At 41.5% G+C, this 25,095-nt stretch carries 14 protein-coding genes; 5 read left to right on the top strand and 9 right to left on the bottom strand.

Annotated features, from left to right (window positions below; all coding sequences use genetic code 11):
* Positions 1-133 precede the first annotated feature (133 nt).
* Both N4A56_RS12890 and N4A56_RS12895 read right to left on the bottom strand, forming a co-directional pair.
* A complete protein-coding gene (locus N4A56_RS12890; protein WP_295547814.1) occupies positions 134-1,231 on the bottom strand; it encodes a choloylglycine hydrolase family protein in 1,098 nt (365 codons plus the stop codon).
* Positions 1,232-1,360: 129 nt separating this feature from the next.
* Complete coding sequence (locus tag N4A56_RS12895) at positions 1,361-1,993, bottom strand: queuosine precursor transporter (protein ID WP_293669450.1); 633 nt, start codon at positions 1,991-1,993, stop codon at positions 1,361-1,363.
* 160 nt (positions 1,994-2,153) lie between these two features.
* On the opposite strand from N4A56_RS12895, the gene queF reads away from it, so the two are divergent.
* Positions 2,154-2,657: a preQ(1) synthase gene (queF, locus tag N4A56_RS12900; RefSeq protein WP_295547816.1), complete on the top strand. Its 504-nt coding sequence runs from the start codon at positions 2,154-2,156 to the stop codon at positions 2,655-2,657.
* Between the two features lie 498 nt (positions 2,658-3,155).
* Here queF and N4A56_RS12905 read toward each other — a convergent pair whose 3' ends face one another.
* On the bottom strand, positions 3,156-3,785 hold the full coding sequence (locus N4A56_RS12905) for an NAD(P)H-dependent oxidoreductase (protein WP_295547818.1): 630 nt from the start codon (positions 3,783-3,785) through the stop codon (positions 3,156-3,158).
* A 418-nt stretch (positions 3,786-4,203) separates the two neighbouring features.
* On the opposite strand from N4A56_RS12905, the gene N4A56_RS12910 reads away from it, so the two are divergent.
* Positions 4,204-7,950: a DUF748 domain-containing protein gene (locus tag N4A56_RS12910; protein ID WP_295547819.1), complete on the top strand. Its 3,747-nt coding sequence runs from the start codon at positions 4,204-4,206 to the stop codon at positions 7,948-7,950.
* Positions 7,951-8,100: 150 nt separating this feature from the next.
* On the opposite strand, the gene N4A56_RS12915 is transcribed toward N4A56_RS12910, so the two are convergent.
* Both N4A56_RS12915 and N4A56_RS12920 read right to left on the bottom strand, forming a co-directional pair.
* Positions 8,101-10,410 carry an Orn/Lys/Arg decarboxylase N-terminal domain-containing protein gene (locus N4A56_RS12915; protein WP_295547821.1) on the bottom strand — a complete coding sequence of 770 codons (2,310 nt, stop codon included), beginning with the start codon at positions 10,408-10,410 and terminating at the stop codon, positions 8,101-8,103.
* Between the two features lie 24 nt (positions 10,411-10,434).
* Positions 10,435-11,739: an amino acid permease gene (locus N4A56_RS12920; protein ID WP_295547822.1), complete on the bottom strand. Its 1,305-nt coding sequence runs from the start codon at positions 11,737-11,739 to the stop codon at positions 10,435-10,437.
* A 646-nt stretch (positions 11,740-12,385) separates the two neighbouring features.
* Between N4A56_RS12920 and N4A56_RS12925 the strand changes: the two genes are divergently transcribed.
* On the top strand, positions 12,386-13,609 hold the full coding sequence (locus N4A56_RS12925) for an outer membrane homotrimeric porin (RefSeq protein WP_295547825.1): 1,224 nt from the start codon (positions 12,386-12,388) through the stop codon (positions 13,607-13,609).
* Between the two features lie 134 nt (positions 13,610-13,743).
* Here the strand turns inward: N4A56_RS12925 and N4A56_RS12930 are convergent, their stop codons facing one another.
* From N4A56_RS12930 to N4A56_RS12940, 3 genes are all read right to left on the bottom strand, one after another.
* Positions 13,744-14,193 (bottom strand): methylglyoxal synthase, encoded by a 450-nt coding sequence (locus tag N4A56_RS12930; RefSeq protein WP_295547827.1) that lies wholly within the window; start codon positions 14,191-14,193, stop codon positions 13,744-13,746.
* Between the two features lie 162 nt (positions 14,194-14,355).
* Positions 14,356-17,433 carry an efflux RND transporter permease subunit gene (locus tag N4A56_RS12935; protein WP_295547829.1) on the bottom strand — a complete coding sequence of 1,026 codons (3,078 nt, stop codon included), beginning with the start codon at positions 17,431-17,433 and terminating at the stop codon, positions 14,356-14,358.
* Positions 17,434-17,444: 11 nt separating this feature from the next.
* The gene (locus tag N4A56_RS12940) at positions 17,445-18,533 is read right to left on the bottom strand and encodes an efflux RND transporter periplasmic adaptor subunit (protein ID WP_295547832.1); all 1,089 of its coding nucleotides are present in this window, start codon (positions 18,531-18,533) and stop codon (positions 17,445-17,447) included.
* 301 nt (positions 18,534-18,834) lie between these two features.
* Between N4A56_RS12940 and N4A56_RS12945 the strand changes: the two genes are divergently transcribed.
* A complete protein-coding gene (locus N4A56_RS12945) occupies positions 18,835-20,448 on the top strand; it encodes a cation:proton antiporter family protein (RefSeq protein ID WP_295547835.1) in 1,614 nt (537 codons plus the stop codon).
* 507 nt (positions 20,449-20,955) lie between these two features.
* Here the strand turns inward: N4A56_RS12945 and N4A56_RS12950 are convergent.
* Complete coding sequence (locus N4A56_RS12950) at positions 20,956-23,322, bottom strand: hypothetical protein (protein ID WP_295547836.1); 2,367 nt, start codon at positions 23,320-23,322, stop codon at positions 20,956-20,958.
* Positions 23,323-23,966: 644 nt separating this feature from the next.
* Here N4A56_RS12950 and N4A56_RS12955 point away from each other — a divergent pair.
* On the top strand, positions 23,967-24,923 hold the full coding sequence (locus N4A56_RS12955; RefSeq protein ID WP_295547838.1) for an MBL fold metallo-hydrolase: 957 nt from the start codon (positions 23,967-23,969) through the stop codon (positions 24,921-24,923).
* Positions 24,924-25,095 lie beyond the last annotated feature (172 nt).

Here is a 25,095-nt window from a genome sequence, read left to right on the forward strand (position 1 = left end):
CCGGAGTAGTGTTTTTCACTATTCCGGATTTTTATTTTTGAACACAACAAGTAGACTGTCGCCTACCTAATTTATCAAGCGCCCTGCATAATGCTCATTACTTTTTCAAAAGGCTTTATGCTCTTCTTGATTGCTATAATGGCGCAGCCTTCCCTGTTGCATCATTAAAGTCAGGTTTTGTATCCCACAATGGAATCGAAAGAACTTGATCTCCATCCAGCGGGAGTTTGTCGAGCTGAACCATATTAATATCTTGGTTATTATAGCTTCTAAAATAGCACCTATGTCGTTTAAGGTCGTATACTGCTGTCCATTGCGTGTGGTCGTATGATGTTTTCCCGTTGCTGGAAGTTTCCCGCGCAATTCCTTTCACAATGGAAATATTATTAATGAGTAAGAATGCCTGATTAATAGCAGAGTCCGTTGTATCAACCTTTTCTGCTGCATTTCTATATAACGCTGCACGTACAAATCGGGAAGGTGGTGTTAAGTCTCCCGGAATCCCGAGTAAGCCTGTACCTTGACCAATTCCATTAATTATAAATTCGTCAATTTTTAATGGCTGGCTGTTACTTGGAGTAAGGTTTATATAGTTAGATAAATTTTGTAGATGCCAAGAAAATGTAGGGGAATTGGTAAAGACGCCAACCGGATTTTCTTTAACGACAACATTTCCTCCAATTGGCTCTATAGCTAACCCTTTTCCAGTGCTGTCCATTACTACCCAATGAAGAGGCAGCACCATGTTTAACTCTTTAAACTCTACACCCACTAGCGTGATTTCGGAAATTTTTTTCTGCACATCTTCAATTGTGGCACACGAACCAAGAACAAGCGTTGCAAGCATTTGTGGCGTGACTATGTTTGCTGTGTTTTCGCTTTCTTCTTGATATTTGGCATTCCCCGGGAACCAAAAGCAACCGATATATAGCCCTTTTTCATTCACGCCATCTATAAAGAATTTTTTATTAAAGGCGTTTACTCCAAGAAATGCGTATTGATTTTGCCATGTCATTCCATCTGAATTATTTGGCGCTTGGCTTATCCAGTTCTGGGCACGCGGAACAAACAGTATGTTTGATTTTAACGGCGTTCCAAACTCCATTGTTCGAGCAAAAACGACTGAACCATCTGTTGCCTGAACCTGTATGCCTGTGCATGCCGATACTTTGGTTGGCATTACACATGCCATGCAAACTAAAATAAAAAGCAAGTATTTGAAATTTCGCATTGTTTCACCTTCTTGTTCTAAAATTAGATACAAACACGATGATTGTATCACAATCTCTTACTTAAGACCGATGAGTTCTGTGTGAATTGTGGACATAAAAAAACGGGAGCGTTAGCCGCTCCCGTTTTTTTATGCAATTTGTGACAGTTGAGTTTTTCTGCGTATCCCGTAGCACAGCATATATACAATAGGTGTATCAATAAATGCTATTGCCATTTTGACAAGCCATTGTCCGAGAATGATTTCCCCAACCGGCAAAATACCCCAGAATGCAATACTTACAAATATGGTGGAATCAATGAGCTGAGAAATGACTGTGGATGCGTTATTTCGTAGCCACAAGTGCTTCCCGTTAGTTCGGCTTTTTAGAAAGTGAAATAACCAGATATCATGTTTTTGGCTCACAAGGTACGCAACAAGTGAAGCTGCAACAATTCTTGGGGTACTGCCAATGACGGCGGAAAAGCTTTCTTGCCCATTCCAGAACGGAGCGGCTGGCAGCGCAACAGCAAGCCAGGCAATGGCAGAAGTCATGACCAGGGTTATAAAACCACATTGCACAATCTCATTGGCACATTCTTTACCCCATACCTCACTCACAACATCAGAAATAATGAATGTAATTGAGTACGCAACAACTCCGGCAGGAACAGCAAAGCCCGCTACCATAATGATTTTGCTTGAAATTAACGCGGCAACAACAAGCCCGCCAATAAACAAGCTTAACAGCAAAGCAAGTGCCTTGCGGTCAAACGAATCCATACTATGTCTCCTTGGGATCAACAGTCCTAAAGATGGGGAACATCCCCTTCGCGATCGGGAAAACAGCCCCGGGCGAATTTTTTACCTGCGCTCCACTTGCCATTTGTGTTTTAGGAAGTCAAACTAACGCTCGTAAATAAAACAACAAGGAGCAATTGCTGTGACTATTACTAAAAGTCAGGATAAAACTGACCACCTTCAAGCGTTAGGCAAAGGTGGCGAGACTACATATACGTTGGAAGGACCTCACGCCGGAATTCTTGAAACATTCCCTAACAACTACCCAGACCGTCCTTATATTGTAAGCGTTGAATTTCCAGAATACACCTCGCTTTGTCCTATGACAGGGCAACCTGATTTTGGTGTTATTGTTATGGAATATATTCCTAAAGAACGGATTGTTGAATCAAAAAGCATTAAGCTTTACTTTTTTGCATACCGTAACCATCAGTCTTTTATGGAAACAATTGCAAATACAATGCTCGAAGATTTTGTAGAAGCACTTGACCCGCTTTGGTGCCGAGTAAAAGGACTTTTCAGCCCTCGCGGAGCGACAACCCTCCATGTTTTTGCAGAACATTTTGATACTCAGGCAGAAAATATCGATGAAATTCGATCAATTGTTTCAGAGTGGAAACGCGAAAACAACCGTCACTCTTCGTAACTTTTCAGCATAGGAAAAAACCAAAGGCTCTTGCAAAGATTGCAAGAGCCTTTGGGGTTTAATTTTAGGGCAATCAGATCAAACTATGCCATTGCATTAGAAACAAGAACAAAGAGCGCAAGCAGGCATAAGGCACAAATGATCCACTGTAGGACAGCATGAATAAATGAATCGGTACGCATAATTCCCCCTGTTCGTCTACAAGGTGTCGTATTTGCCAGCAAATATTGGCGATGAAAACTGTTATCCCTAGTAATATTTGAATGTCTGTTAGTGTCTAATGGATAACATCAAATAGCGAATAACTGAACTTATTTCCCATCATTCTTGTCCGACAACTAGCCACTGCCCCCTTCTTCTTTTGTTTCGTAGTTGTCTAAAAACAACACCTCTTTTTTTGCGCAATAAATTCAATTTACTATTGAAAATCAATTCGTTGTAATCTCTTTCAATTAAAGAACCTCCCTAAAAAATAGGGAGGTTCTTTTAAAGTCATTCCTATCGCATTGACTGGGCGATTGTTTTCGCCTGAGCCATTGCGCTTGCAATATTAGTTTCTTTAACTTCTGGAGCGCCTAAGGTTCCGTCAAGAATAATGCTTTGGATGTTAGTAAAGCCAATGAATGAGAGTAAAAATTCAAAGTATGTTTTTTGGTAATCTAGCGGCGCGGTTTGTTCGCTCGCATATTCCCCACCACGCGAATAAATAACTGTGCAAGGTTTGCCTGTTACCAATCCTTGATATCCAGTTTCGGGCGAGTATGAAAATGTAAGCCCTGGCTGCGTAATTATATCTATAAAATGTTTCAATTTATATGGAATAGAAAAATTCCACATTGGTAAACTAAATAAATAGTAATCAGCTGCCTTAAATCCATCCACAAAATGTGAAACTTCATCCCATGCTTCTTTTTCTTGCGGACTATGCTCTTTTCCATGCAGCACTTTGTATTTTGCGTTAATTCGTTCATCAGTGAATTCTGGTAAATTCATACTCCATAAATCAAGAGTTGTTATGTTGCAGTCAGTGTTATGTGCCCGAAAGACTTCTAAAAATTCTTGTGCAATTTTGATGGAAGTTGATCGTTCTTTTCGTGGAGAAGATTCTATATACAAAAGAGTACTCATACTATCTCCTTACAGGAAAAATATTTCATCCTGTCAAAATGTAATTTTTATGAAGAAAATTAATGTAAATCGTTATTACAGTATACATTGTATCATCACAATTATCGTATCTCTTTTTCTAGCCTTGTCATTTATTTAAAATACAACATATATATTAGCCAAACTTTTTATGGAATATTATGTAACTATTTTTAGACTGTAGAGAAAATTCTTTTTTTAAGTAACAAAAGAAAAAGTAAATAAGTAGAAGTAACGAAAAAATCGAGTTACTATTGTAGGTCATGAATTCTGTGAATAGGAAAAAAGCAATTCAAGAAAATAGTATATTACGCACTATAAATTTATATTTAAAAAGTAGTGCTTACTACATCTATAATAGATACTGATAAAGTTTATATAAAAGGACAAGAGGCATATTATGCATTGGAAGTCTTTTTTTGCAACACCATTACGTAAGATTACATCTATTTCTATACTTACTCTTATTTCTTTATGCTTGTTGTATATTACGGTTGGTTTTTTAGTCATTGCGCCTGTCGCAAAATGGCAGTTAGAAAAACAGCTCCCTCCGCTTTTGCATCGCAAGGTGTCCGTTGGAGAAATTACGCTTAATCCGCTCACATTACGCGTGCAGTTTAAAAACGTAATTATCTCTAAAAAGGAAGCCACCGGTAATCTTTTTTCTATCGAAATGTTGGAAGCGCAATTAGCTGGTGAATCGATTTATAAACTAGCACCAATTGTAGATCATATACGCATTGTAAAACCGTATATCAGTATTACACGGCATAAAGATGACCACTTATCTATCGACGACATCATCACAGAAGAGGAAGAAGCCAGTGAAAAGAAAAAAGAGCACCCTGTTGATAAGCAGGATGCTCGGATTTTTCCATTTAAAGTGCTGAATGTGATGCTTGAAGACGGAACAATTGAGTTTAATGATGAAAAAATGGATGCGGTGCAGACGATAAGCAACCTATCGCTATCAATACCGCTCGCCTCTTCTTTTCCCGTAGATCTTAATAGGCCCGTTAAACCTCAACTCTCTATGCAAATCAACGATACGCCTATTAAAGTTGATGGAGAGGCGTATCTTTTTTCTAATAATTATCTGACTAAATTTTCATTTACGACAGACAATATTTCGCTTGCCCGTTATTGGAGATATGTACCAATTCCTTCACCAGTAGCCCTTACATCCGGTGCTCTGAAGCTTGCAATTAATTTAGGGTTTAGCCGCCCTGAAGACAAACCGATTGATTTACACTTAGACGGGGTTGTAGAGCTAACAGATATTGGCATAACTAAAATGGACAAAGAGCCAGTCCTTACTATTCCTAACATTTCTTTAGCCCTTGAAGACTTTTCTCTTGCAGAAAAAAAATTGACTCTTAAAAGCATCGAAATTGACTCTCCGTTTGTTGAAGTTGTTAGAGAAAAAAATAACGCTATCAACTGGGCAACCTATTTTACTCCAGAAAAAAAAGAGTCAACGGCAAGTAACGAGACCACAGCAAAAAATACTTCGACAAAAAAAATAGATACAAGAAGTGTTGCTGAAGCTCCCTCTCCTTCAAAAGAGCCTTCTGAAAAATCTTCCAAGGCAGAAACCAGCACCGCGAAGAACACTTCCCCATCCTCAGAGCCACCTCAGGAAAAGGAAAAGGAAAAGCCCTTCACCGTGGTGGTTCAATCTTTCGCAATAAAAAAGGGGAAGCTCACTTTCAAAGATAATGCTGTTCCAAATACATTCAAAACAACACTCGAACCTGTTGATATCAGCATTCAAGGTTTTTCTACAACGTCTACTGATCCTGCCAAAGTGAATATATCCATAGGTCAAAAAAAGATGCTTTCTGTAGAAGGAGTTGTTTCACTGTCACCTTTTAGCGCTGATTTAAAGACAGCTGTCAATAGCCTTGCTGTTCCACAATTTATGCCATACATCGCTGCGGCAATCCCAGCCAACATATCCAGCGGAACCATCACAGCAGGAGCAGCGTTAAAAATATCCACCGCGCAGCCTTCCCGTACTGATATCACAATTACAAACGGTTCTGTTAATCTACAAAAGCTTGTTGTCACAGGGAAGAACTTTCAAAAACCGCCTATCGTGTTAGGGGGGCTGACTGTTGATGGAGCAACAATCGACGTTCCAAACAAATCGATCTCTTGCGGTAAAATTAACCTTTCAGCGCCGGACATAACAGTTACTCGTACTAAAAATGGTATCGATCTGACCTCACTTTTTAGTGCTGACTCAAAAAAGGGAGAGTCTGAAAAAAACACCTCATCTCAAGAAAAAACAGATACGTCATGGAAGTTACTTATTCAGACAATTGGAATACAAAACGGTACGATAACTTTTAATGACACAGCAGTTAAAAAAAGTGTCGTGACAACATTAAAAGATCTTTCGATTACCGCCAGTGACCTCACTCTTGCTCATAAGCCATCGAAATTTGCTGTATCGTCTGGAGTTAATGGTAATAGTTCCATAAAAGCAGATGGCACATTTGCCCATTCTCCTCTTATTCTTGATACAAAAATTGACATCAAAAATTTGAATATCCCTGACTTTGCGGGGTACATTGAAGAGTATTCTGCAATCAATGTTTCGAAAGGTGCTATTTCTGCTACAGCACAAACGAAAGTATCTGTGCCGGACTCTGGAACAGCGGCGTATAGTGTGGTCGGTAATGTCACTGTAGACAATATTGCAGCTGCGAATAAGGATACAAAACAGGCAATTGGCTCTGTCGGGCAACTAGCAGTTACTAATTTCGCATTTGACTCAGCAAAAAATAGCGCGGAGATAGGCTCTGTTAGCATTACATCACCTTCAACCAGCTTTACAAAAGAACGCGATGGTTCGTTGAGCATAGTGCGTGCTGTTGAAGGAAATCCAAGCAGGACACAAAGAGGACAAAATTCACAGGCTGCCGTGAAAGCAGCGACAAGCCCGTTCGGGCTGACAATTGGAGCAATTGCGATAAAAAATGGATCAGTTACGTTTGAAGATGCTTCTATTTCTCCACATGTTGTTTTTGATATACGCGATATCTCTGCTTCTTATAAAAAATTCAATTTGCAGCGAGCCAATACTTCGCCGATTAATTTTTCAGCAACCCTTCAGGGACAAAGAATTACTATTTCCGGTGCCGTCAACCCAATGGCGAAACCTTTTGCACTCGATATTACGGCGAAGCTTGAGGATATTGGCTTACAAAAATTCAGCCCGTACACAGTGAAATATATAGCGTATCCAATTAAAACAGGAGCGCTGGACGCTCATATTCAACTGAAAATACAGCAGAACAAACTTAATGCGCAAAATAAACTTGTATTCCAAGATATGACACTCGGAAAACGTAATCCAAATTCGAAAGCGCCTGCTGCACCAATAAAACTTGGCTTATCACTCATGCGCCAACCAAATGGTAATATTCCTATCAACTTGCCAGTTACTGGCAATCTCAATGATCCTAATTTTCATATTAACCAGATAATAACTTCAACATTAATTAATGTAATCGTTAAAGCCGCAACCTCACCGTTTGCTGTTCTCGGTTCAGTTATAGGCGAAATTACCCCTGAAGAAGCAAAGTTCGTTAAGTTTAAGCCAGGCTATGCAGCTGTAACCAAATCAGAAGCGGATGTTCTTAATAAGATTGGATCAGTTTTAGCTAAAAAAACGTCACTCAAGCTGGAATGTATTGGCTATTACAGTGCAGACGCCGACACAAACGGGTTGAAAGATCGAGCTGTCGAACTTGCCGTAATCAAAAAATGGTATGACAGTCTTTCCCGCGGGACACGGAAAAATATTGACCTAAACACTGCAAAAATTCCGAAGTATAATTACGAAAAATATCTGGAACAAGCGTATGAAGACGCACCTTCAAGAGGTGTTGATAAACGCCCGAGCGGGTTGTTTGGATATGATGACCAGACCCGAAAGCAAATGGAAGAATACTTACGCAGCACTGCCGATACTTCCCCAGAAGCGTTGAAAAAATTGGCAGAAGATCGGGCAAATGCTGTACGTGAGACCATACTCAAACGTTATCCGAACCTAAAAGACAGAGTTAAAGCAGTCGTAGGCGGAAGTGCTAAAAAAGGTGTGCCGAAATCGGCTGTTGAATTGAAAATATCCCAGTAAGCGTTGACCATAAAAAAGAGGCGACCCGCTATCGTATGGGTTGCCTCTTTTTTTATCGTCTATCCTCTTAGATGCTGCGCTATAAAGTAGTTAATCTTCATATGCTGTTTGAGCTTTTATACTCGCCCAACACTATAGCTCTGTATGGAATTATGGTTTTGCTGATTGCTTTACGCACAGCGTTTTAAAGTATGTTTTTCCATCCTTAGCAAACCGCTCTACTCCGTGAATGTCACTTTCATAACTAGGGAACGTATTTTCAAACGCTTCTCTTGCTGTCAGATATTCTAAAATTGGCAATGCGGTAGCATCAAGCATTTCTCCACCCATTAAAATCGGAATACCGGGTGGATACGGAACCAGCATCACGGCGAGAACGCGATTACGTAATTCGGCAAGGGGTACAAACTCAACGTTACGCTTCACTACCTGCTGATAAGCATCGGAAGGTTTCATGACCTGATGCGGTATGATCTCAAAAGCATCATGCATTTTCCCAAGCAAATCATGCTGTTTGTAGTATTCATGAATTGCGTCGCAATGTTCACGCAACCCCACATGGGCGTAATGTTCTGGATGCTGTTTAACAAGATTTGGGAATACTTCTGAGAGCGGAACGTTGTTGTCGTATCGTTCTTTAAACTTCAATAGTGCTGTCAGTAGGGTTCCTTGCTTGGCTTTTGTGGTGCCAATGGAGTTGAGCATTAAAAAAGAATAGTAATCTGTTTTTTCGCATACAATGCCATGATTGATAAGATAATTAGTCACAATCATGGCAGGTATGCCCTTACGCTGATACGAGCCATTTGTTTTCAAGCCCGGAGTTGTGATCGTAAGCTTTATAGGATCAAGCATGACAAAGTTGTCTTCAATATCGCTAAAGCCATGCCAGTCATCTTTGGACGAAAGAATCCACGGTTCCTGCGTAGAGCTCAAATATTCTGGTGGTACTTTTGTAAACGCAACGTGATTATTTTCATATTTAACTTGCTGTGGCTGCCACATGGAAAAGAACCAGCTACCTTTTTCTTTCATCTCCATAGCAATGCTGGCTATACGTTGTCGCAGCACAACAGCATCATATAAGCAATCAGAAAGAAGTACTGTTCCGCTATCTTCAACAATCTTGGTCGCAACATCTAAAGAAGCAATCATGCTGTACTGAGGGGAGGTAGAGCCGTGCATCATATACGACTCATTCATCTCCACTGGATTGATAGAAACATGGCTTCCATTTTTCACATGCAGCATAGAGGCTTGTGAAAATGCCGTCAGTAATTTGTGGGTGGATTGAGAGCAAAAAATAGGCGGGTGATTTTTGTGTTGCGTTTCTGCCATGCCAAAATGATTAGCATACATCGGATGAAATTTAGCATACGCGTACCATGCTTCGTCAAAATGCATATTTTGGACGCTATGCTCAAGCTCATCTTTAATTGTCGATACGTTGTAGCATAGTCCGTCATAGGTTGAGTTTGTCAATGCAGACATGACAGGGCTATGTTTTCGTTTTGAAGCTGGAATAATCGGATTTTTATCGATATTTTTTTGAATTGTGCTTTTATTGAATTCAGTCAGCCTACATGGACCAATAATGCCTAACTGGTTTCGTCGTGGCTGCATGTAGACAGGGTAAATGTCTGTGATAACCATCGCATAGTTAAGCGATTTATGGCAATTACGGTCAACAATAGCGATATCATCACGAACAGCCTGCGACCGCCAGATTATCTGATTAGCATTTGAGGTTCCGTTCAGCACATAGAATGTAAAATCTGCGCCAAATGTTTTTGCAGAGTTTTTCTCAGCGTCACCTGTCACACCGCTATGATCGAGCAATGATCCTAATTCTGGTACTGAAATAGATAGATCTGAGCGGAATACATTTTCGCCAAAAAATTTATGCATGCCGACACCAGCAGGGCTTTTAAGAAAACCCTCTCCCCCCATATGACCGGGGGTGTGCCATGCATATTTATATGCTTCTGCATATTGAACAAGCGCAGAAAAAAAGACAGGATTAATACGCTTAATATATTCTATCAATAACGTTTCTATCCTGCCTGCTAAAAAGTCGGCAGTATCTACGTGCTTCAACAACAATTCATCAAGCATGGACAACATTTTTGTCGTAATTTTTTCTTTTGTTTCATCATCCATAAGAAGACAGATTGGTATCTGCTTATTACGGATACGTATTTCTTCAAGTAAAGCTTGAGGTTTTCCACAACTCCCCTTCACTTCTTGGGCAATGTCCCAGTCGATGACTATGACACCAATATCTGCGCGGCTATGAACAATCTTGGCGGCATCGCTGTAGCAGTATGCACGCACCACACTGCAATGCTGCTCTTCGATGAGAAAGCCCTCTAATTCTCGAACCCGTTTGCCTGCATCATTTTTCATATCAAATAGACCGGAGACGATGAGTACCGGCCAATCTGCCTTTGTAAGCTTCATGTCACGCTCCTGCGTTCAATACGATTATTCACGATTACCTTTTTGATACGCAAAAACCAAAGAGTATGCCGCAAGTGCGAGCATAATACACACAACAACCATCCATAGTTCGGCAAAGTCCGCCGAGACAAAAGCAGAAATCAGGAACACGGAAGATAGTGAAGCGATGGTGATGTCAAAAACCGAGTGGTTTCCGCTTTCAAACCCCTTTTTAATAAGTGCAATGCCAGACCAGAAATATGGAAACAAAACCAAAAGTACTGAGATGGTGACTGTAAGATTAAAGGCTAATGCGATGTTACTACCAAAGAACATCAGCGCTATTTCAGTACAAGTCATCAATACAGCATTTACAAGCAGCCCACGACTGCCGACTTTGTATTTATTTGTGTACGAGTAAATTTTAGGAAGAAAGCCATGATCTGCGCTTGTCTTTGCTGCGCTGACAACAGAAAGGTTCCAAACAAGAAAGCTGGAAAGACAGGCGATTGCCATCACTAACGATGAAAGTTGTCCAAGAAGCTTAGAACCAAAAATATGGGCGATAGATAATGAAAACGAGGCGGGCTGCGCTTGAATAACCTTTGCAGTAAACATACCCTCAATCACAGTAGTTGAAATAATGTAAAGTACTGCAACAACGAGGAAACCAACAATTGTGGCGATGGGAACATTTCTTTTGGGGTTGTTCACCAGTTCATAATTGTTGGCGACAGCCTCAACACCTACATAGGAAAATAAAAGAACAGCAAAGCCAGAAAGAACAGCTCTGCCCTGCGGCAAATGTGAAACATTCCAATTTTGTTCAAAAAGTGAAACGTCAAACGACATCCAACCAAATACAGCCGTAATTACAACAGACAATAGCAAAGCAGTCACGGAGCATGAGACAACCATTGTAATAAATTTTGCGCCGCGTAGTGCAAGAAAAGTAAATACCCAAATGAGGGTAATCACCACGCAGCCAAGTACTATCGGATGGTTTAGAGAAGGTACAAAGTATGTCAGATACCCCAATCCAGCAATTAAGATCGAAACATTCGAAATAAGGTTAGAATATACATAAAACAATCCACTTTTAGCTCCAAGAAGTGGATTAACGTATGCAGACAACGCCGTTGGGCTTGGATTATCAAATAGCGCTCCAGCTCGAACATACACTAGCGTAAGGCAAAATGCCCCTGCCGTAACAAGTAGGAATGATAACAAGGTAATTGAGCCTACAGCAGCAAGCTGTTGTGGAAGCGCAATAACACCACTGCCTGCAAGACTGGCAATAATGAAAAATGTTGCCCCTACAAGTCCTAGCTTGTGTTTCGATGTGTCCATACCGCTCCCTATCTCAAATTGTTGAGAAGCCGCTGTAGGCTTAAATTATGGTATCTATCTATAAGTCTACAAAAAAACTCTTGTAGACTGCACTAACGCTTTACAGGGCAACATGCTGTTGCATCATTAGCTTCCTTTTTTGCACAGTTTGAACAGCGAAACGCATACTGTATTTTAAAGTATAGTGTCTCTTTCTTCTGTGATTTGTCTGCGAAAATGCAGAGTTGTACTGCGCAATTGAGAGAAGTTCATATGAAAAACTGTTGGGTATTTTTGTATTAGGCTAAATGTAAAAATGCCTGCTCTTTCTACTTTACTGATATTTTTCAAAATAAATTCCTGTTAATTTCTGACGTGCTATATAGCACAACTCAACAAAATGACATTTATTAGAAAACGTTGCTTGACAGCCGTCTGCATTCAGTTTTAAACAGGCTTCACATAATGATAACGGATTTCATTTTCATCAAAGAATTCTAGCCTCCTCACAATCACAATTTTTTTGTACATCTTCTCGCCAAAGAATTGTGCCGTAATTTGTGATTGCATACCCCGCGTTGGCTGCTTTTCTCAAATTGATGATAATGAATTTCATTGTCTGTTTCTAATCTGTCTTTGGAATACATGAATTAAGAAGGTAAATTTAATGAAACGCTTTATCGTTTTAGCTCTTGCTGCATGCATGATTTTGAGCGCTGCGGCAGGTGCATCTGCTACTGAATTTAAGGTTTCTGGCTCCATGTGGGCTGGATATGACTATGTTAACATTGATAGCTCTTCAGATGATACCAACAACTTTATCCAGCGTATGGATACTCAAGTAGATATCATCGCGACAGAAAATCTTTCCGCCACCACTCTCTTCCGTATTGAACAAACATGGGGTCAGTCTGGTAATAACCTTGGTGCAGGCTCTGGTGGTGCCCTTGGCGCTGACGGCGTTAACGTAAGCACTCTTCGTGCGTATGTTGACTTCCTCGTGCCTTCAACTTCTTTGAAAGTTCGTGCAGGTATTCAGGGTCTTGGTCTTCCGGGCGCAGTTACTGCATCCAGCGTGCTTGACAACGATGTGGCTGCGATTGTTCTTTCTCAGTCTTTTGATTCTGTTGAATTGACCGGTTTCTTCGCACGTCCTTACGACAGCACTGGTAGCAATTCTTCTACCATGGATCTCTTCGGTGGTGTTGTGGCTGCTGATCTTGGTGTTGCTACAATTTCCCCTTACTTCATGTTCGCAAACGTAAGCGGCTCTGTTGATGCAGACGGTAACATCTTCAACGATGATCTGTACTGGGCTGGTATTTCTGCTGAAGCTGCTCCAATGGCTAACCTTGCACTCGCATTCGACGGCGTATACGGTAAAGAAAGCGGTAAAGATGCTGGTTTTGCTCTTGCAGGTAAAGCAGCTTACACTACAGAGTTCATGGTTCCTGCACTCGTAGCTTGGTACGCTTCCGGTAATGATGACGACGGCGAAGGTCGTATGCGTAGCATTGACGATGACGATTTCTCCATGACTACTCTGATTGGTGCTGGCGCAATGGGTCCAGATAGCGACAACGTTTTCGGTAGCGCTCTTGGCAAATGGGGTGTTGGTCTTCAGTTCGAAGAAATCAGTTTCGTTGAAAAGCTTAGCCATACCGTTCGTGTAACATACGTACGCGGTACTAATGATGCCTCTGAAGATATCACTAATTGGGGTGATGACGACAGCGCAACTGAGTTTGACGTATCTACAATCTACAGCATGTATGACAATCTCGACCTCCTCGTTGACTTTGCATACGCAGTAACCGACTTTGATTCTGGTGCTGCTGCTGACGTAGATAACGTATTCAAAGCTGCTGCGATTGTTCAGTACAATTTCTAAAAACTAACTAGCTATTCCAAATACAGACAATAAACAAAAGGGTCACTTCGCCAGTGACCCTTTTTTATGTATCGATGTAATACTTAATTTTTACCAGACAAAGCACAATATGCAGCTCTGTCATCAAAAAGAGGTTATTTTATATGACCGCAATCCAGTATTTCATAAGCACTTTTGAAAAGCGGGGATGAAATAAGAAAGTCTGCGGAAGAGCGGTTGCTTGCTGTAGGAATATTATACAGAACAGCCAAACGAAGCAGCGCCTTTACATCTACATCGTGAGGCTGTGGCTCCATCGGGTCCCAGAAGAAAATCAACACATCAATTTTACCTTCAGCAATTAGCCCACCGAGCTGCTGATCGCCTCCAAGAGGACCTGACTTCATTTTATAAACGCCCTCAAATGGCTCCATCTCCGCTTCAGCAGTTTTTTCTTGCAACCGCTTTTCAACCATTCCACCTGTTGTTCCCGTTCCGAACAAGTTATGGTTAACGAGTATATCAAAGTGGCAATCAACAAATTCCAACATTGTTTTTTTACAATTATCGTGAGCAACAATAGCAATATTCTTCGTAAGTTCCATAACACCCTGTTCCTGTGTAGATTGTGACGGAGTAAAATTAGATATCTGCTCTATATAATTACACGTATTGTCTGCAACAACAATAGAATATCTGCGGAATGTTACGGTGATGTGAATGCACAACGGCAATCGATACGTATTTATTCGACTATTGTCGCTGCCCTATTCTTGAACTTTATCTAGAATACTTGCATCCCATTTGTAGTCTTTAAAACTGATTCGATACAATGTTGAATATAGAACCGGACACAACACGAGTGTTAACCCACTGGCTACTGTGAGTCCTGAAACCATCAGCACAGCCATAGGTCGCCACATTCCCCCACCGGAAATGATAAGTGGAACAAGCCCGACGATTGTTGTAATTGTAGTCATGATAATTGGTCGTGAGCGTTGTAAACCGGACAAAATGAGGGCATCACGAATATCAATATTTTTGCGCGAAAGCACATCTATCCTGTCGATAAGCATAATAGCATTGTTCACGATGATACCCAGTAAGCTTATCAAACCAAGAAGTGGCATGAATCCAAATGGTTGCCCTGTCAGTAACATCCCCGGTGCTACGCCTATCATCATCGGCGGCAGAGTAAGTAGAATAATTAATGGCTTTCGCACAGAGTTAAATTGCGTCACGAGAACAAGAATAAGCAGTCCCATCGCCAGCGGCATGTTTGCCATCAACGCAGTTTGAGCTTTTCTACTCTCTTCATCTTCGCCGCCAACTTCAAGACTGTAGTTCAACGGCCACTTGTCCGATTCCATCAATGCATTCAGTTCTGGTTGAATATCACGCAAAACGTCAGATGCGTATCGTCCGACAACATCTGCCATAACAGTCATTGTTCGCACTTCATCACGTCTACGCACATTCGAAGGCTGCCATATAAAATATGCACTGGCGACTTGTGCCAGAGGCGCGCTTAATTTTTCAGCGTAAGAATAGACATTCATGCCCGGAATTTTGCTTGCCTGATCTCGATAGTCATCATCCGAACGCAACACAATAGGGATAACTGTGTCACCATCGCGAAAATCAGAAACATGCAGCTCAGACATCTGCATTTGCATGGACATCGCAATATCTTGGCTGCTTAACCCTGCACGCCGTGCTCTATCCTGATTAACATTGATAACAAATTCTTTCGTCCATTCGCCCCAGTCGTCCCATACAACAGTCACGCCTTCTTGAGCTTCAAGAATTTTTCCTATCTGTTCACGCAAGTTGTACAAGGTTTCTATTTTATCGCCCGCAACTCGCAACTCAATTGAAGCACCAGCAGGAGGTCCCAGCATCATCTTTTTTAACCTGAAACGAGTATCTGGGAAATTTTCTACAAGTTCATGTTCTGTTTTTTCCATGAAACTATCGAGATGTTCGAATGAATCGATATTTACGATCAACGTTGCAAGGTTTTCATTTTGCTGTTCCAAATCCAGCGGTAAATACCAACGGGGACCACCCGTTCCTACAAACGTAAGTACAGATTCAAATTCATCTTGCTTCATCAAAAATTGTTCTAGCTTGTTGTAACGTCGTCCTGTTGCACGAATATCTGTTCCGTATGGTTGCCAGAAATCAATCATGAATTGCCCACGCTCGTTAGGTGGGAAAAAGATATTCGGCACCATTCTAAACCCCGCCATTGCAAGTCCAAACGCACCAAACACAATAAGTAGCGTGATAAGCCGCTGCCGCAAAGCATAGGTAAGCAATGTTCGATACGCGTTGTAGATTTTACTAGAAAAGCTCTCTTTTTTTTGCTCAGGCTTAAGCAAGTAATAGCACATCATGGGAACCATGGTCATGGAAAGCATCCATGATGCGACTAGTGTCAGTGAGATAACGACGAACAACGATACACAGTATTCACCAGCAGAACTTGGGGCTAGTGGAATAGGCAAAAAAGCAAAAATGGTTGTTAAACTTGCCGCAAGCAGTGGAAAGGCAAGCTCTTTTGCCGTACTGAACACAGCCTTTTCTCTATCTTCCCCAGCCCCCATTTTTACGAGTATATTTTCGCTGACAACAACACCGTTATCTACCAGTATCCCTAGAGCAATAATCATCGCGGCTATAGATATTCGTTCCAACATCACATCAAAAAATGGCATGAAAATAAGAGCCGTAAGCATTGCCATTGGCACTAGCGCTCCACAGATTATGCCCACGCGGAAGCCAGCGAAAAGAAGCATTATGATGATGACAAAGAAAAAAGCCTGCGCCAGATTTATAAGAAAATCAAAAATCGAAGTTTGAACGTATTCCGGTGTATATATAGCCATCTCAAGATTGAGACCGGCTGGAAGTTCGGCATTAATCTCCTTAAGTAACCCTTTTAGCTCTCGACCTAATTCGATGATATTATTCCCCACCTTCATGCTGACAGCTAACAGAATGGCAGGCTTGCCATTGTATTGCACCATGATTGTGGGAGGATCAACAAAGCCACGCTTAATATCAGTCAGATCAGAAAGTGCTACGCTTTCTTTACCACCAGGAAAGCGGAGAGAAAGGTTGCGTATGTCATCTACATTATTAAATTCACCAGTAGAACGTATGTTAATTCGCTCTGGGTCATCATAGACTTGTCCGCTAGGCTTGATGATGTTTTGTGCTTGAATAACGGATGCCAGCGCAAAGGGACTAATTCCTAACTCAGCAAATCGGGCATTGGAAAATTCTATAAAAATGCGTTCTTCTTGCTCACCCCAGAATTCAACTTTGGAAACCTTATTGAAACGCAAGATTTTGTTTCGGATGATGTCAACTTCATCCTTCATTTCGCGATAAGTAAAGCCATCACTGGTGAGCGCAATCAAAAACCCGAAAACATCACCAAATTCATCGTTAACAAATGGTACAGAAGCTTCTGACGGAAGAAACGGGCGTGCATCATCAACCTTGTTACGTAATTTTTGCCACACGGGAGCGACATTTCGGATGCTTTCCTGAATATTGACTTCAATGATGGATAGCCCCGTCAGAGATTGCGACTCCAAGTAATCAATTTCGCCCATCTCGCGAATTTTTTCTTCTAACTTGTCAGTCACAAGTTCTTCAACTTTTTGCGGAGAAGCACCGGGGAATTGTGTTGTAACGACAGCAGTTCTCACAATAAAGTCGGGGTCTTCCTGCCTTGGAATTGTAGCAAGAGTTATGACACCAGCTACCGCTATGATGACGAATATAACCAGAGACGTAATATTATTTCGCAGACTCCATTCCGTAATATTCATATGCTGCGTCCCTATTGCTTCTCTGGTCGTACTTTTTGACCATCTTTAAGACTGTGCACACCCCTAATCACTACAAGCTCTTCGGGCTTCAGTCCTTCTTGTATTACCACCCCGCCTTCCCCCGGAATACTCACTGTAACAGCTCGCTTGTGGACTGTATCGTCTTTAGGATCGACTACCCATACGCATCGTTTTCCATCTGGAAGACTGAATATTGCGGCAGATGGGACTGTTACCAGTCTATATCTTTCCGCTTGCGTAAAGTTGAACGTAACTTCTCCCACCATGCCGGAACGAATCCGCTTATCCTTCTCCCCAATGCTTATTGTTACAGGAAATGTTGAGGTTTCATTCGATCGGACACCTACCTCCTTAACAGTCCCCGGTAGTTTAACTTCGCGGAACACATCAAAACGGACGGTGACTGGTTGCCCTAACTTGACCAGCGCTATTAACCGATCCGGAACACCTATATCCATTTCCAGCATTCCTCTGGAGTTGAGAGTAGCTACAGGTTCTCCGATGACAACATTTGTATGAACTTCTGCCGGAACAGAGCTGATCGTACCAGCTTCCGGCACGTAAAGGCGGGTGTATGAAAGGTTGCGTTCTGCAATAGCAATCCGTTCTCGCTGCGCAGCTGCCTTTGCAGTGGTCGAATCCAGATACGCTGCGGCTAAATCGTATTCGCTCTGGCTAATTACATCCTGCTTTACCAATGTTTTTTTTCGGTCATAGTCCAGCTTGGCATTGCGTAATTCAGCAAGAATATCATTTAGTGAGGCTTTAGCCTCTCGCATTTCTAGCTGGTAGTCAGTCGGGTCAAGTTCTGCGACTAGCTCACCTTTAGTCACTTTTTGTCCGACCTTAACAGGCAGGTCGATAATCATGCCGTTTACTCGAAAAGAAAGAATTGTTTCGAGAACATCCTTAGCAGTACCAGATGTAGACCATGTGCGTGTTTTTAAAATATCCGGAACTTGATAGACGATGACTCTTTTGGGAGGAAGCACCTCTTCCACTTCGTCACTGCATCCGGTTAGCCCGACAGTACTCATCACTAAAAACAGCAAAAAATATACGCACTGCCGTATTTGCATAATTCACCCTCATACCCCGTTATGTGTTGTTCGCACTACAAAACTTTAATTCTTTCAAAAATAGCAAAGCGATATTTCTGCAACAACTATATCTTCATGGGGAATTGTCTTTTATGCTTTTCATAAACAGGCAAATAATACGCAGCAAAACTCGAAGATCACATTGTGGAGAGCACAATGCTTTATGGTGTATAAAACGTCTTATCAGTTGTATTCGATAATACTGTAAATTTTCAGTCATCGGCGAATAAGATAACAAAGTCCCCCTGTACTCCGATCAGCACAATAACCAGAGGCAACAATGGACCCTATAATTTTATCCGCAACATTCATGTTAGGATTGCTAGCTCACCGCATTCGCCTGCCCGCTTTGGCAGGGTTTATTATTGCTGGTTTTATTTTGCATACAATGGGGTTTACAGCATCTGAGAATATCAAAACGGTGGGCGATCTTGGTGTCACCCTGCTCCTCTTTACAATCGGACTGAAGTTAAAAATCAAACAATTGCTCCGACCAGAGATATGGGCAACCGGCACCATTCATATGGTCTGCACGGTGCTTTTTTTCGGAGCAATAATTCATGGTCTAACGCTTATCGGCTTCCACTATTTTGCGAACCTTTCCCTAGGCTCTGCCCTACTTTTAGGATTTGCACTGAGCTTTTCCAGCACGGTGTTTGCAGTAAAAATTATGGAAGAAAGCGGAGCTGCAAATGTTCTCATCGGCAAATTAGCCATCGGTATTCTTATCATTCAGGACGTTCTGGCGGTCATTTTCATCACCTGTTCGTCTGACTCTCCTCCCACTGTATGGGCGCTTGTTGTCATTGCTCTACTGCCCGTTGCACGCTGGTGCTTCAGTTACATTTTAGATCATACTGGTCATGGAGAGTTGCAAGTTCTTTTTGGTATGGCGCTCGCTTTAGCAGTTGGCGCCGGTGTTTTTGATCTTGTTGGTCTTAAGGCAGACCTTGGCGCACTCGTTATGGGAATGCTGCTTGCTACGCATCCGAGAGCAAGCGAATTATCCGATTCATTATTAAGCATTAAAGATTTTATGCTAATCGGTTTTTTCTTAAATATCGGATTAGAAGGACTGCCGGATATTACCACACTAGTGCTAGCCGTACTGCTTGTCTTATTCATTCCACTCAAAAGTGCTTTATTCCTTTTTTTGTTTACTCGATTCGATTTAAGTGCCCGCACATCGTTCATCACTTCCATGACGCTGACAAATTACAGTGAGTTTGGACTTATTGTTGGTGCTGTGGGTGTTTCCAGCGGCTGGTTAGAAACAAAATGGCTTATGATTATTGCAATTGCATTGTCTTTATCTTTTATTGCTGCGTCGCCCCTTAATATGTTTGCGGAAGAATTGTTTGAAAAATGCCGTAATGTGCTCAAGCGGATTGAAACAGATAGCCCGCATCCAGACGAAGAACGCATTCCAGCAGGCGTTGCATGGCAAATTATTATTGTAGGAATGGGGCGCGTAGGCACGCAAACGTATGACATCTTACGCGAGTTTTTCGGCGACATAATACTAGGAGTAGATGCTGACCAAGAAAAAGTTCTTCAGCATAAAGAGCTTGGGCGGGATGTTATCTACGTTGATGCGGCAGACGGCGATTTTTGGCGAGGTCTTGCTGAGCTTGGTTCTGTACAGATCAATGTACTAACTATTCCAAGTTTAGAAACAAAACTATATGCCATGAACATGGCAAAAAAAGTAGGATTAGGGGGTAAATTTATAGCAGTAACAGAATATGATGATGAGCTTGATGTATTGCGGGAGCACGGCGCAGACTTCGCGTTTAATACATATGACGAAGTCGGAATCGGTCTTGCCAGCGATATTTACGGTTGTTTAGATGCTGCTGGTATAGTGCTGCATAAAATTAGGCATATTGAATAGCATTCGTCTCAGAGTATTGCTAACTAGTTTTTTGTTTTTTGCAATAACCCAAATGCAATACGTATACTACAGTATAAAATGTAAAAGGGCGGAGGATAAAGCACAACCTCCGCCCCACTCTCTATGAATGCTCTTTCTCTAAATATACACCCAATGCATATATTAACAAAAGGAGCAACTCAAACTTACATAAATTTTTATCTTTATTTCCATGATAATATCATTATTATCACTGCAAAGAATATTGCATAGATAGCCAAAAAGCTTATTAATTCACTCACCATTCAGCAATGCATTAAAAAAACATTTTGTAGTGCGTTATAACATCAAAATAATACCAACGAAAGCATCTAACCTAAATTTTCAAAAGCTGTGATATCGTGCATAAATATGCTAGGTTAGATTGCACCTCCTGCGATTGTTCCAGCATTTGCACTTCAATTTATATATATGCATAAAAAAGCGCCCCCATTTCTGGGGGCGCTGTTGTTGGTTGTTTAGTTAGGATTAGTCATCTGCTTTAGGGTGGATAGTCAAAGCATTCTCAGTTACGAGAGGAGCGCCTTCACCTTCAGCAGGAGTGTATTTAAACTTAATCTGAACTGCGTTCTGACCGTCGATTAAGGAGCCAGAATCAAGCATAAACAACTCTTTGTCAAAGGCAAGACTCAGAGCGTCTTTTACAGGTGTTGGTGTCATGTTAGTAAGCTCATTAAACTTAGGTTTAATGTTAAGACCTACACCAGCTGATTCACCGAAGCCTGTTTTTACGTGTGGAGGAATGATAGGAGGAACTGGGTTAACAATCTCAGCAGTCCATTTTTCCTGATCTCTGTCCGCTACATAGCATGGGAGACCTGCAAGAGAGTTCCAAGACTTTACAGTCAGCTTCACTGTTGTAGTAAGAACTGACTTATCACTATCTTCTGAAAGCTTAACTGGCTGCATTGCTTCCATTGCAATAGACTGTGGTAAGCCTTCTGCGCCAGCAGCTACGATGTAAAGAAGTGTGCCATTTGCATTTTCTTCTTCTTCTGGATCTGCTTCAACTGCTGGTTCGCAAGCGCCGATGCATTCACCGTCTTTGAACACGCTAGTACGCAGTGCAACACGTTTTGCTTCCTGACCATTTTCACGAGAACGAAGTTCTAACTGAGCAGAAGCGCCACCCTGCATCATGCTTAAAGTGGAACCGTTGAATGTTGCATTCACGTCTTCATCTTCTGCTTTAGCTTTGTAAGTAACGCTAAGGTTGCCGTCTCCATCTACCATGTAGATTTCTTTGAATGCATCAGTTGGGTTACCAATGTAAGCAAACTCGAAGCCTGCAGGTGCGGTAACTTTAGCAACGAGCGTATCAGCTGCATGCAGGTGACCTGTTGCTACGATGTCGTAAGAAAGGAGTTTCTCAAGAAGCTCACCAGTAATGCGGAAGTAAGCATCTGCTGCTGCGCCATCTTTAAGAGCAAGCAAGGTAGGTTTAGTAAGATCTACGTCACCACCCTGAGCTTCTGCGCCGTAAACTTCATAAACCTGAGATGCTGGAAGAGCAGCACGTCCGATAGGGGCTTTGAATTTTCTGTGATGCTTGAAGCTAGAGATAGATACGTCGAAGCGATCAAGGTAGTTTATGCAAACTACTAATGGATCAGTGTAGCAACCGTTAACAGGGTTGAATGTAAATGTAACTTTTTGACCACGAACAATTTTGTACTCTTCAGGAGTCAATGAGTAGTAGAAACGTTGTGTTTCTTCAAACTCGTCACCAACTTTTACGATTCTGCCGTAACGAGTTTTCAACTTACCGCAAGAAGGAAGTGCTGCAACAACGAATTTACCTTTGTTATCACAAGCGTCGCCGCATTTGTTTGCTTTAGAAACAACATCGAAAACGAAAGGTCTTGGGCAATGTCTGTCGTATGGCATTACGCAGCATTCTTTCACTGGGCAGCACCATGCTGGAGGGTAAACACGACCGCGTTTCAATCCGATTGTGTATACTTCGTCGGTAAGTACGTCGTCTTCAGTGAGGCAAGTAATGGCTTGGTCGTACTCAGGACCAAGTACTGGACGCATTGCTTGTTTAACATCTTCGAATTTAACATCTTCGAAGCTTTCAAGCTTGCGGTAGTTCCAGTATGCGATGTAGCACACTGTTTTTTCGAGAGCTTCTCTGTACTCTGGGGTATTGCATGCAAGACCTTCTTCATCAGAACCCATGCCAAGCAAGAGAGCCTGAGCAATGTATTCGTACTTAACGAGGTCTAAGCAAGGGTTGCCAAGAGGATCAGGTAAAGCATCGATGCACATTACGCAGCAAATAAGTTTTCTTACTAAGTTCTGTGCTTTTTCGAATGGAACTTCTTTGTCTACAACCATGTCATGCACGATTGTGTTTGGCAGAGTCAGGTAAACTTCCTTTGCATCCGGGGCAAGAATTGCACGGAGTTCACCTTTGAAAGCGCATGATGGGTCGTCGCACTCGTCGCATGATGATGAAGAATCACCACAAGGTTCGCAACCACTTCCATCACAATTGATTGCACAATTAAACTGCTTACCGCCTTTGGAGAACAAGAACACATTTTTGGTGCGATCAAGTTTCGCAAGCGCATCTTCATCGAAAATGATGCAGCCATCATCGTTAGTTTCACCAACAAGCAGGGCTTTGTCTTTATACTCATGTTTTTTGTATTCTTCACGCAAGCAATCAAGCTTTGCGAATACCTTAGCACCCGCAATAGGCGCACCGGAAACACAACCGCGTAGTGTTTTCATAGGCGGTGGACAATCGTCGCTACCGCTACTACCGCCACAAGCTGTCAGGGCGAATGAGAGTGCGATCAACGCAACCATAAACAGTGCTTTTTTCATTGTTCATCCTTTTCTAAATTTCAATTAACCAGTTGAGACTGTAAAACCACTAACTTCCCAACTGATTAATTTCATTACACAAGAAGTAACAATGATAAAATTCTTACAGAATATAATAGAAAGAAACAAAGCCGCTAATTCAGCTATGAGGAGCAAAATAACACGTATTTTTAATAATAAATATACAGAAGTAGATTCTATTTTATTGTCGTTAGATTAAAATAACAGTTAAATAACATTATTTTTATAAAAACATCATTAGAACTCCACTCTTAACAATATTTTACCTTAAGTTTTATGCACTATAATTGTAAAATATCATTAGATTAGTTTTGAAATAGAATTGATATGTATAAAGAGAAAGGCACAATATATAACAGCAAGACTCTTTATGTATCGTGACTGCATTAGTTCTGTTATATTCAACGTTATTATTACGATAATTTCACATTACAGATTCTGTCAGCCCGCAGGATATGTAACGCTTTACTTGTACGTAAGTTAGCGCTTACACTGATTTCTAATACAAAAAGCATAGTATGTCTGATAGTTACGGGACACGCCTACCAACAAGGCGGTATCATGTAGTTTGAATAATGGTTATTTTAGCCAGCCGTCGGATAACTAGTAGAAAGGATTTATATATGGTTACAGTACATGAAGTAGACAGTGTTGAGATATTAAGCCTTCAAGATAACTATATTGATGCGCTAGCTATGGACAACTCTGATGTTATCCAGCGCCCTTCTTTATTCTCGCCTGATAGCGCCCATGAGGGCGTAGTGTCGAACGGACCACTTGCTGAACATGGCTTTTCGTCATTGATAACCGTAGAGTTTGAAGGTCAACGCAAGAGCATGCTCTTCGACTTTGGTTGCTCCGACAATGGCGCGTTATACAACGTAGATCTACTTTCTATCGATTTAACACAGGTCGAAGAACTAGCGCTTTCGCATGGGCATTTCGATCATTTTGGAGGCATGAAGCAGCTTGTTGAACGTGTAGGTAAAGACTCTATACCGCTTGTTGCTCATCCTTCTGTATTTAAAGATAGATACGTTCGAACACCGATGGGCTTAAAATTGTCTTTTCCGTCACTTGTAAAAGAAAACGTGCGTTCCATGGGCGCATCCATTCATGAAACAACAGCTCCATTACCTATGCTGGATGGATATGCTTTGTTCCTTGGCGAAATCCCACGAGAAACTAATTTCGAAAAAGGAATGCCAAACGCTTATTGCCTTAAAGATGGCGTTGAACAGACAGATGCTATCGAAGATGATTCTTCGATGATTTTTAACGTAAAAGATAAAGGACTGGTTGTACTTTCCGGCTGCGCCCATGCCGGAATAGTCAATACTGTCAATCATGCCATTAGCGTAACAGGCGTATCAACAGTACACGCAATTATGGGAGGATTTCATCTTTCTGGTCCGTATCATGAGCAATTTATCGAACCTACCATTTCTGCTCTACAGGCATTTAATCCTAGCTATATTATTCCCGCACATTGCACAGGCAGAAAAGCCACACTCGCAATAGAACGCGCCATGCCAGAGGCATTTATCTGCAACATGTCCGGAACTACCTTGCGATTTTAGAATGGCATTTATATGTCCAAAAAAAGCTGCATGTATTCATGCAGCTTTTTTTTTGGACATAATATTTAGTGGTCATTGTTGAAACTTTGCTGAACATCGTAACCTAACCTATCTATTTTCATGTAACACTATTTGCCGTAACCGTTTTAGTGAGTGCACAATAAAGATGCCC

Source organism: Halodesulfovibrio sp., assembly GCF_025210605.1.
GTDB lineage: Bacteria > Desulfobacterota > Desulfovibrionia > Desulfovibrionales > Desulfovibrionaceae > Halodesulfovibrio.

Bases quoted from the DNA above. Each gene is read 5' to 3' on its own strand.
- N4A56_RS12890 (WP_295547814.1), bottom strand. From the start codon at position 1,231: ATGCGAAATTTCAAATACTTGCTTTTTATTTTAGTTTGCATGGCATGT.
- N4A56_RS12895 (WP_293669450.1), bottom strand. From the start codon at position 1,993: ATGGATTCGTTTGACCGCAAGGCACTTGCTTTGCTGTTAAGCTTGTTT.
- N4A56_RS12905 (WP_295547818.1), bottom strand. From the start codon at position 3,785: ATGAGTACTCTTTTGTATATAGAATCTTCTCCACGAAAAGAACGATCA.
- N4A56_RS12910 (WP_295547819.1), top strand. From the start codon at position 4,204: ATGCATTGGAAGTCTTTTTTTGCAACACCATTACGTAAGATTACATCT.
- N4A56_RS12915 (WP_295547821.1), bottom strand. From the start codon at position 10,410: ATGAAGCTTACAAAGGCAGATTGGCCGGTACTCATCGTCTCCGGTCTA.
- N4A56_RS12920 (WP_295547822.1), bottom strand. From the start codon at position 11,739: ATGGACACATCGAAACACAAGCTAGGACTTGTAGGGGCAACATTTTTC.
- N4A56_RS12925 (WP_295547825.1), top strand. From the start codon at position 12,386: ATGAAACGCTTTATCGTTTTAGCTCTTGCTGCATGCATGATTTTGAGC.
- N4A56_RS12930 (WP_295547827.1), bottom strand. From the start codon at position 14,193: ATGGAACTTACGAAGAATATTGCTATTGTTGCTCACGATAATTGTAAA.
- N4A56_RS12935 (WP_295547829.1), bottom strand. From the start codon at position 17,433: ATGAATATTACGGAATGGAGTCTGCGAAATAATATTACGTCTCTGGTT.
- N4A56_RS12940 (WP_295547832.1), bottom strand. From the start codon at position 18,533: ATGCAAATACGGCAGTGCGTATATTTTTTGCTGTTTTTAGTGATGAGT.
- N4A56_RS12945 (WP_295547835.1), top strand. From the start codon at position 18,835: ATGGACCCTATAATTTTATCCGCAACATTCATGTTAGGATTGCTAGCT.
- N4A56_RS12950 (WP_295547836.1), bottom strand. From the start codon at position 23,322: ATGAAAAAAGCACTGTTTATGGTTGCGTTGATCGCACTCTCATTCGCC.
- N4A56_RS12955 (WP_295547838.1), top strand. From the start codon at position 23,967: ATGGTTACAGTACATGAAGTAGACAGTGTTGAGATATTAAGCCTTCAA.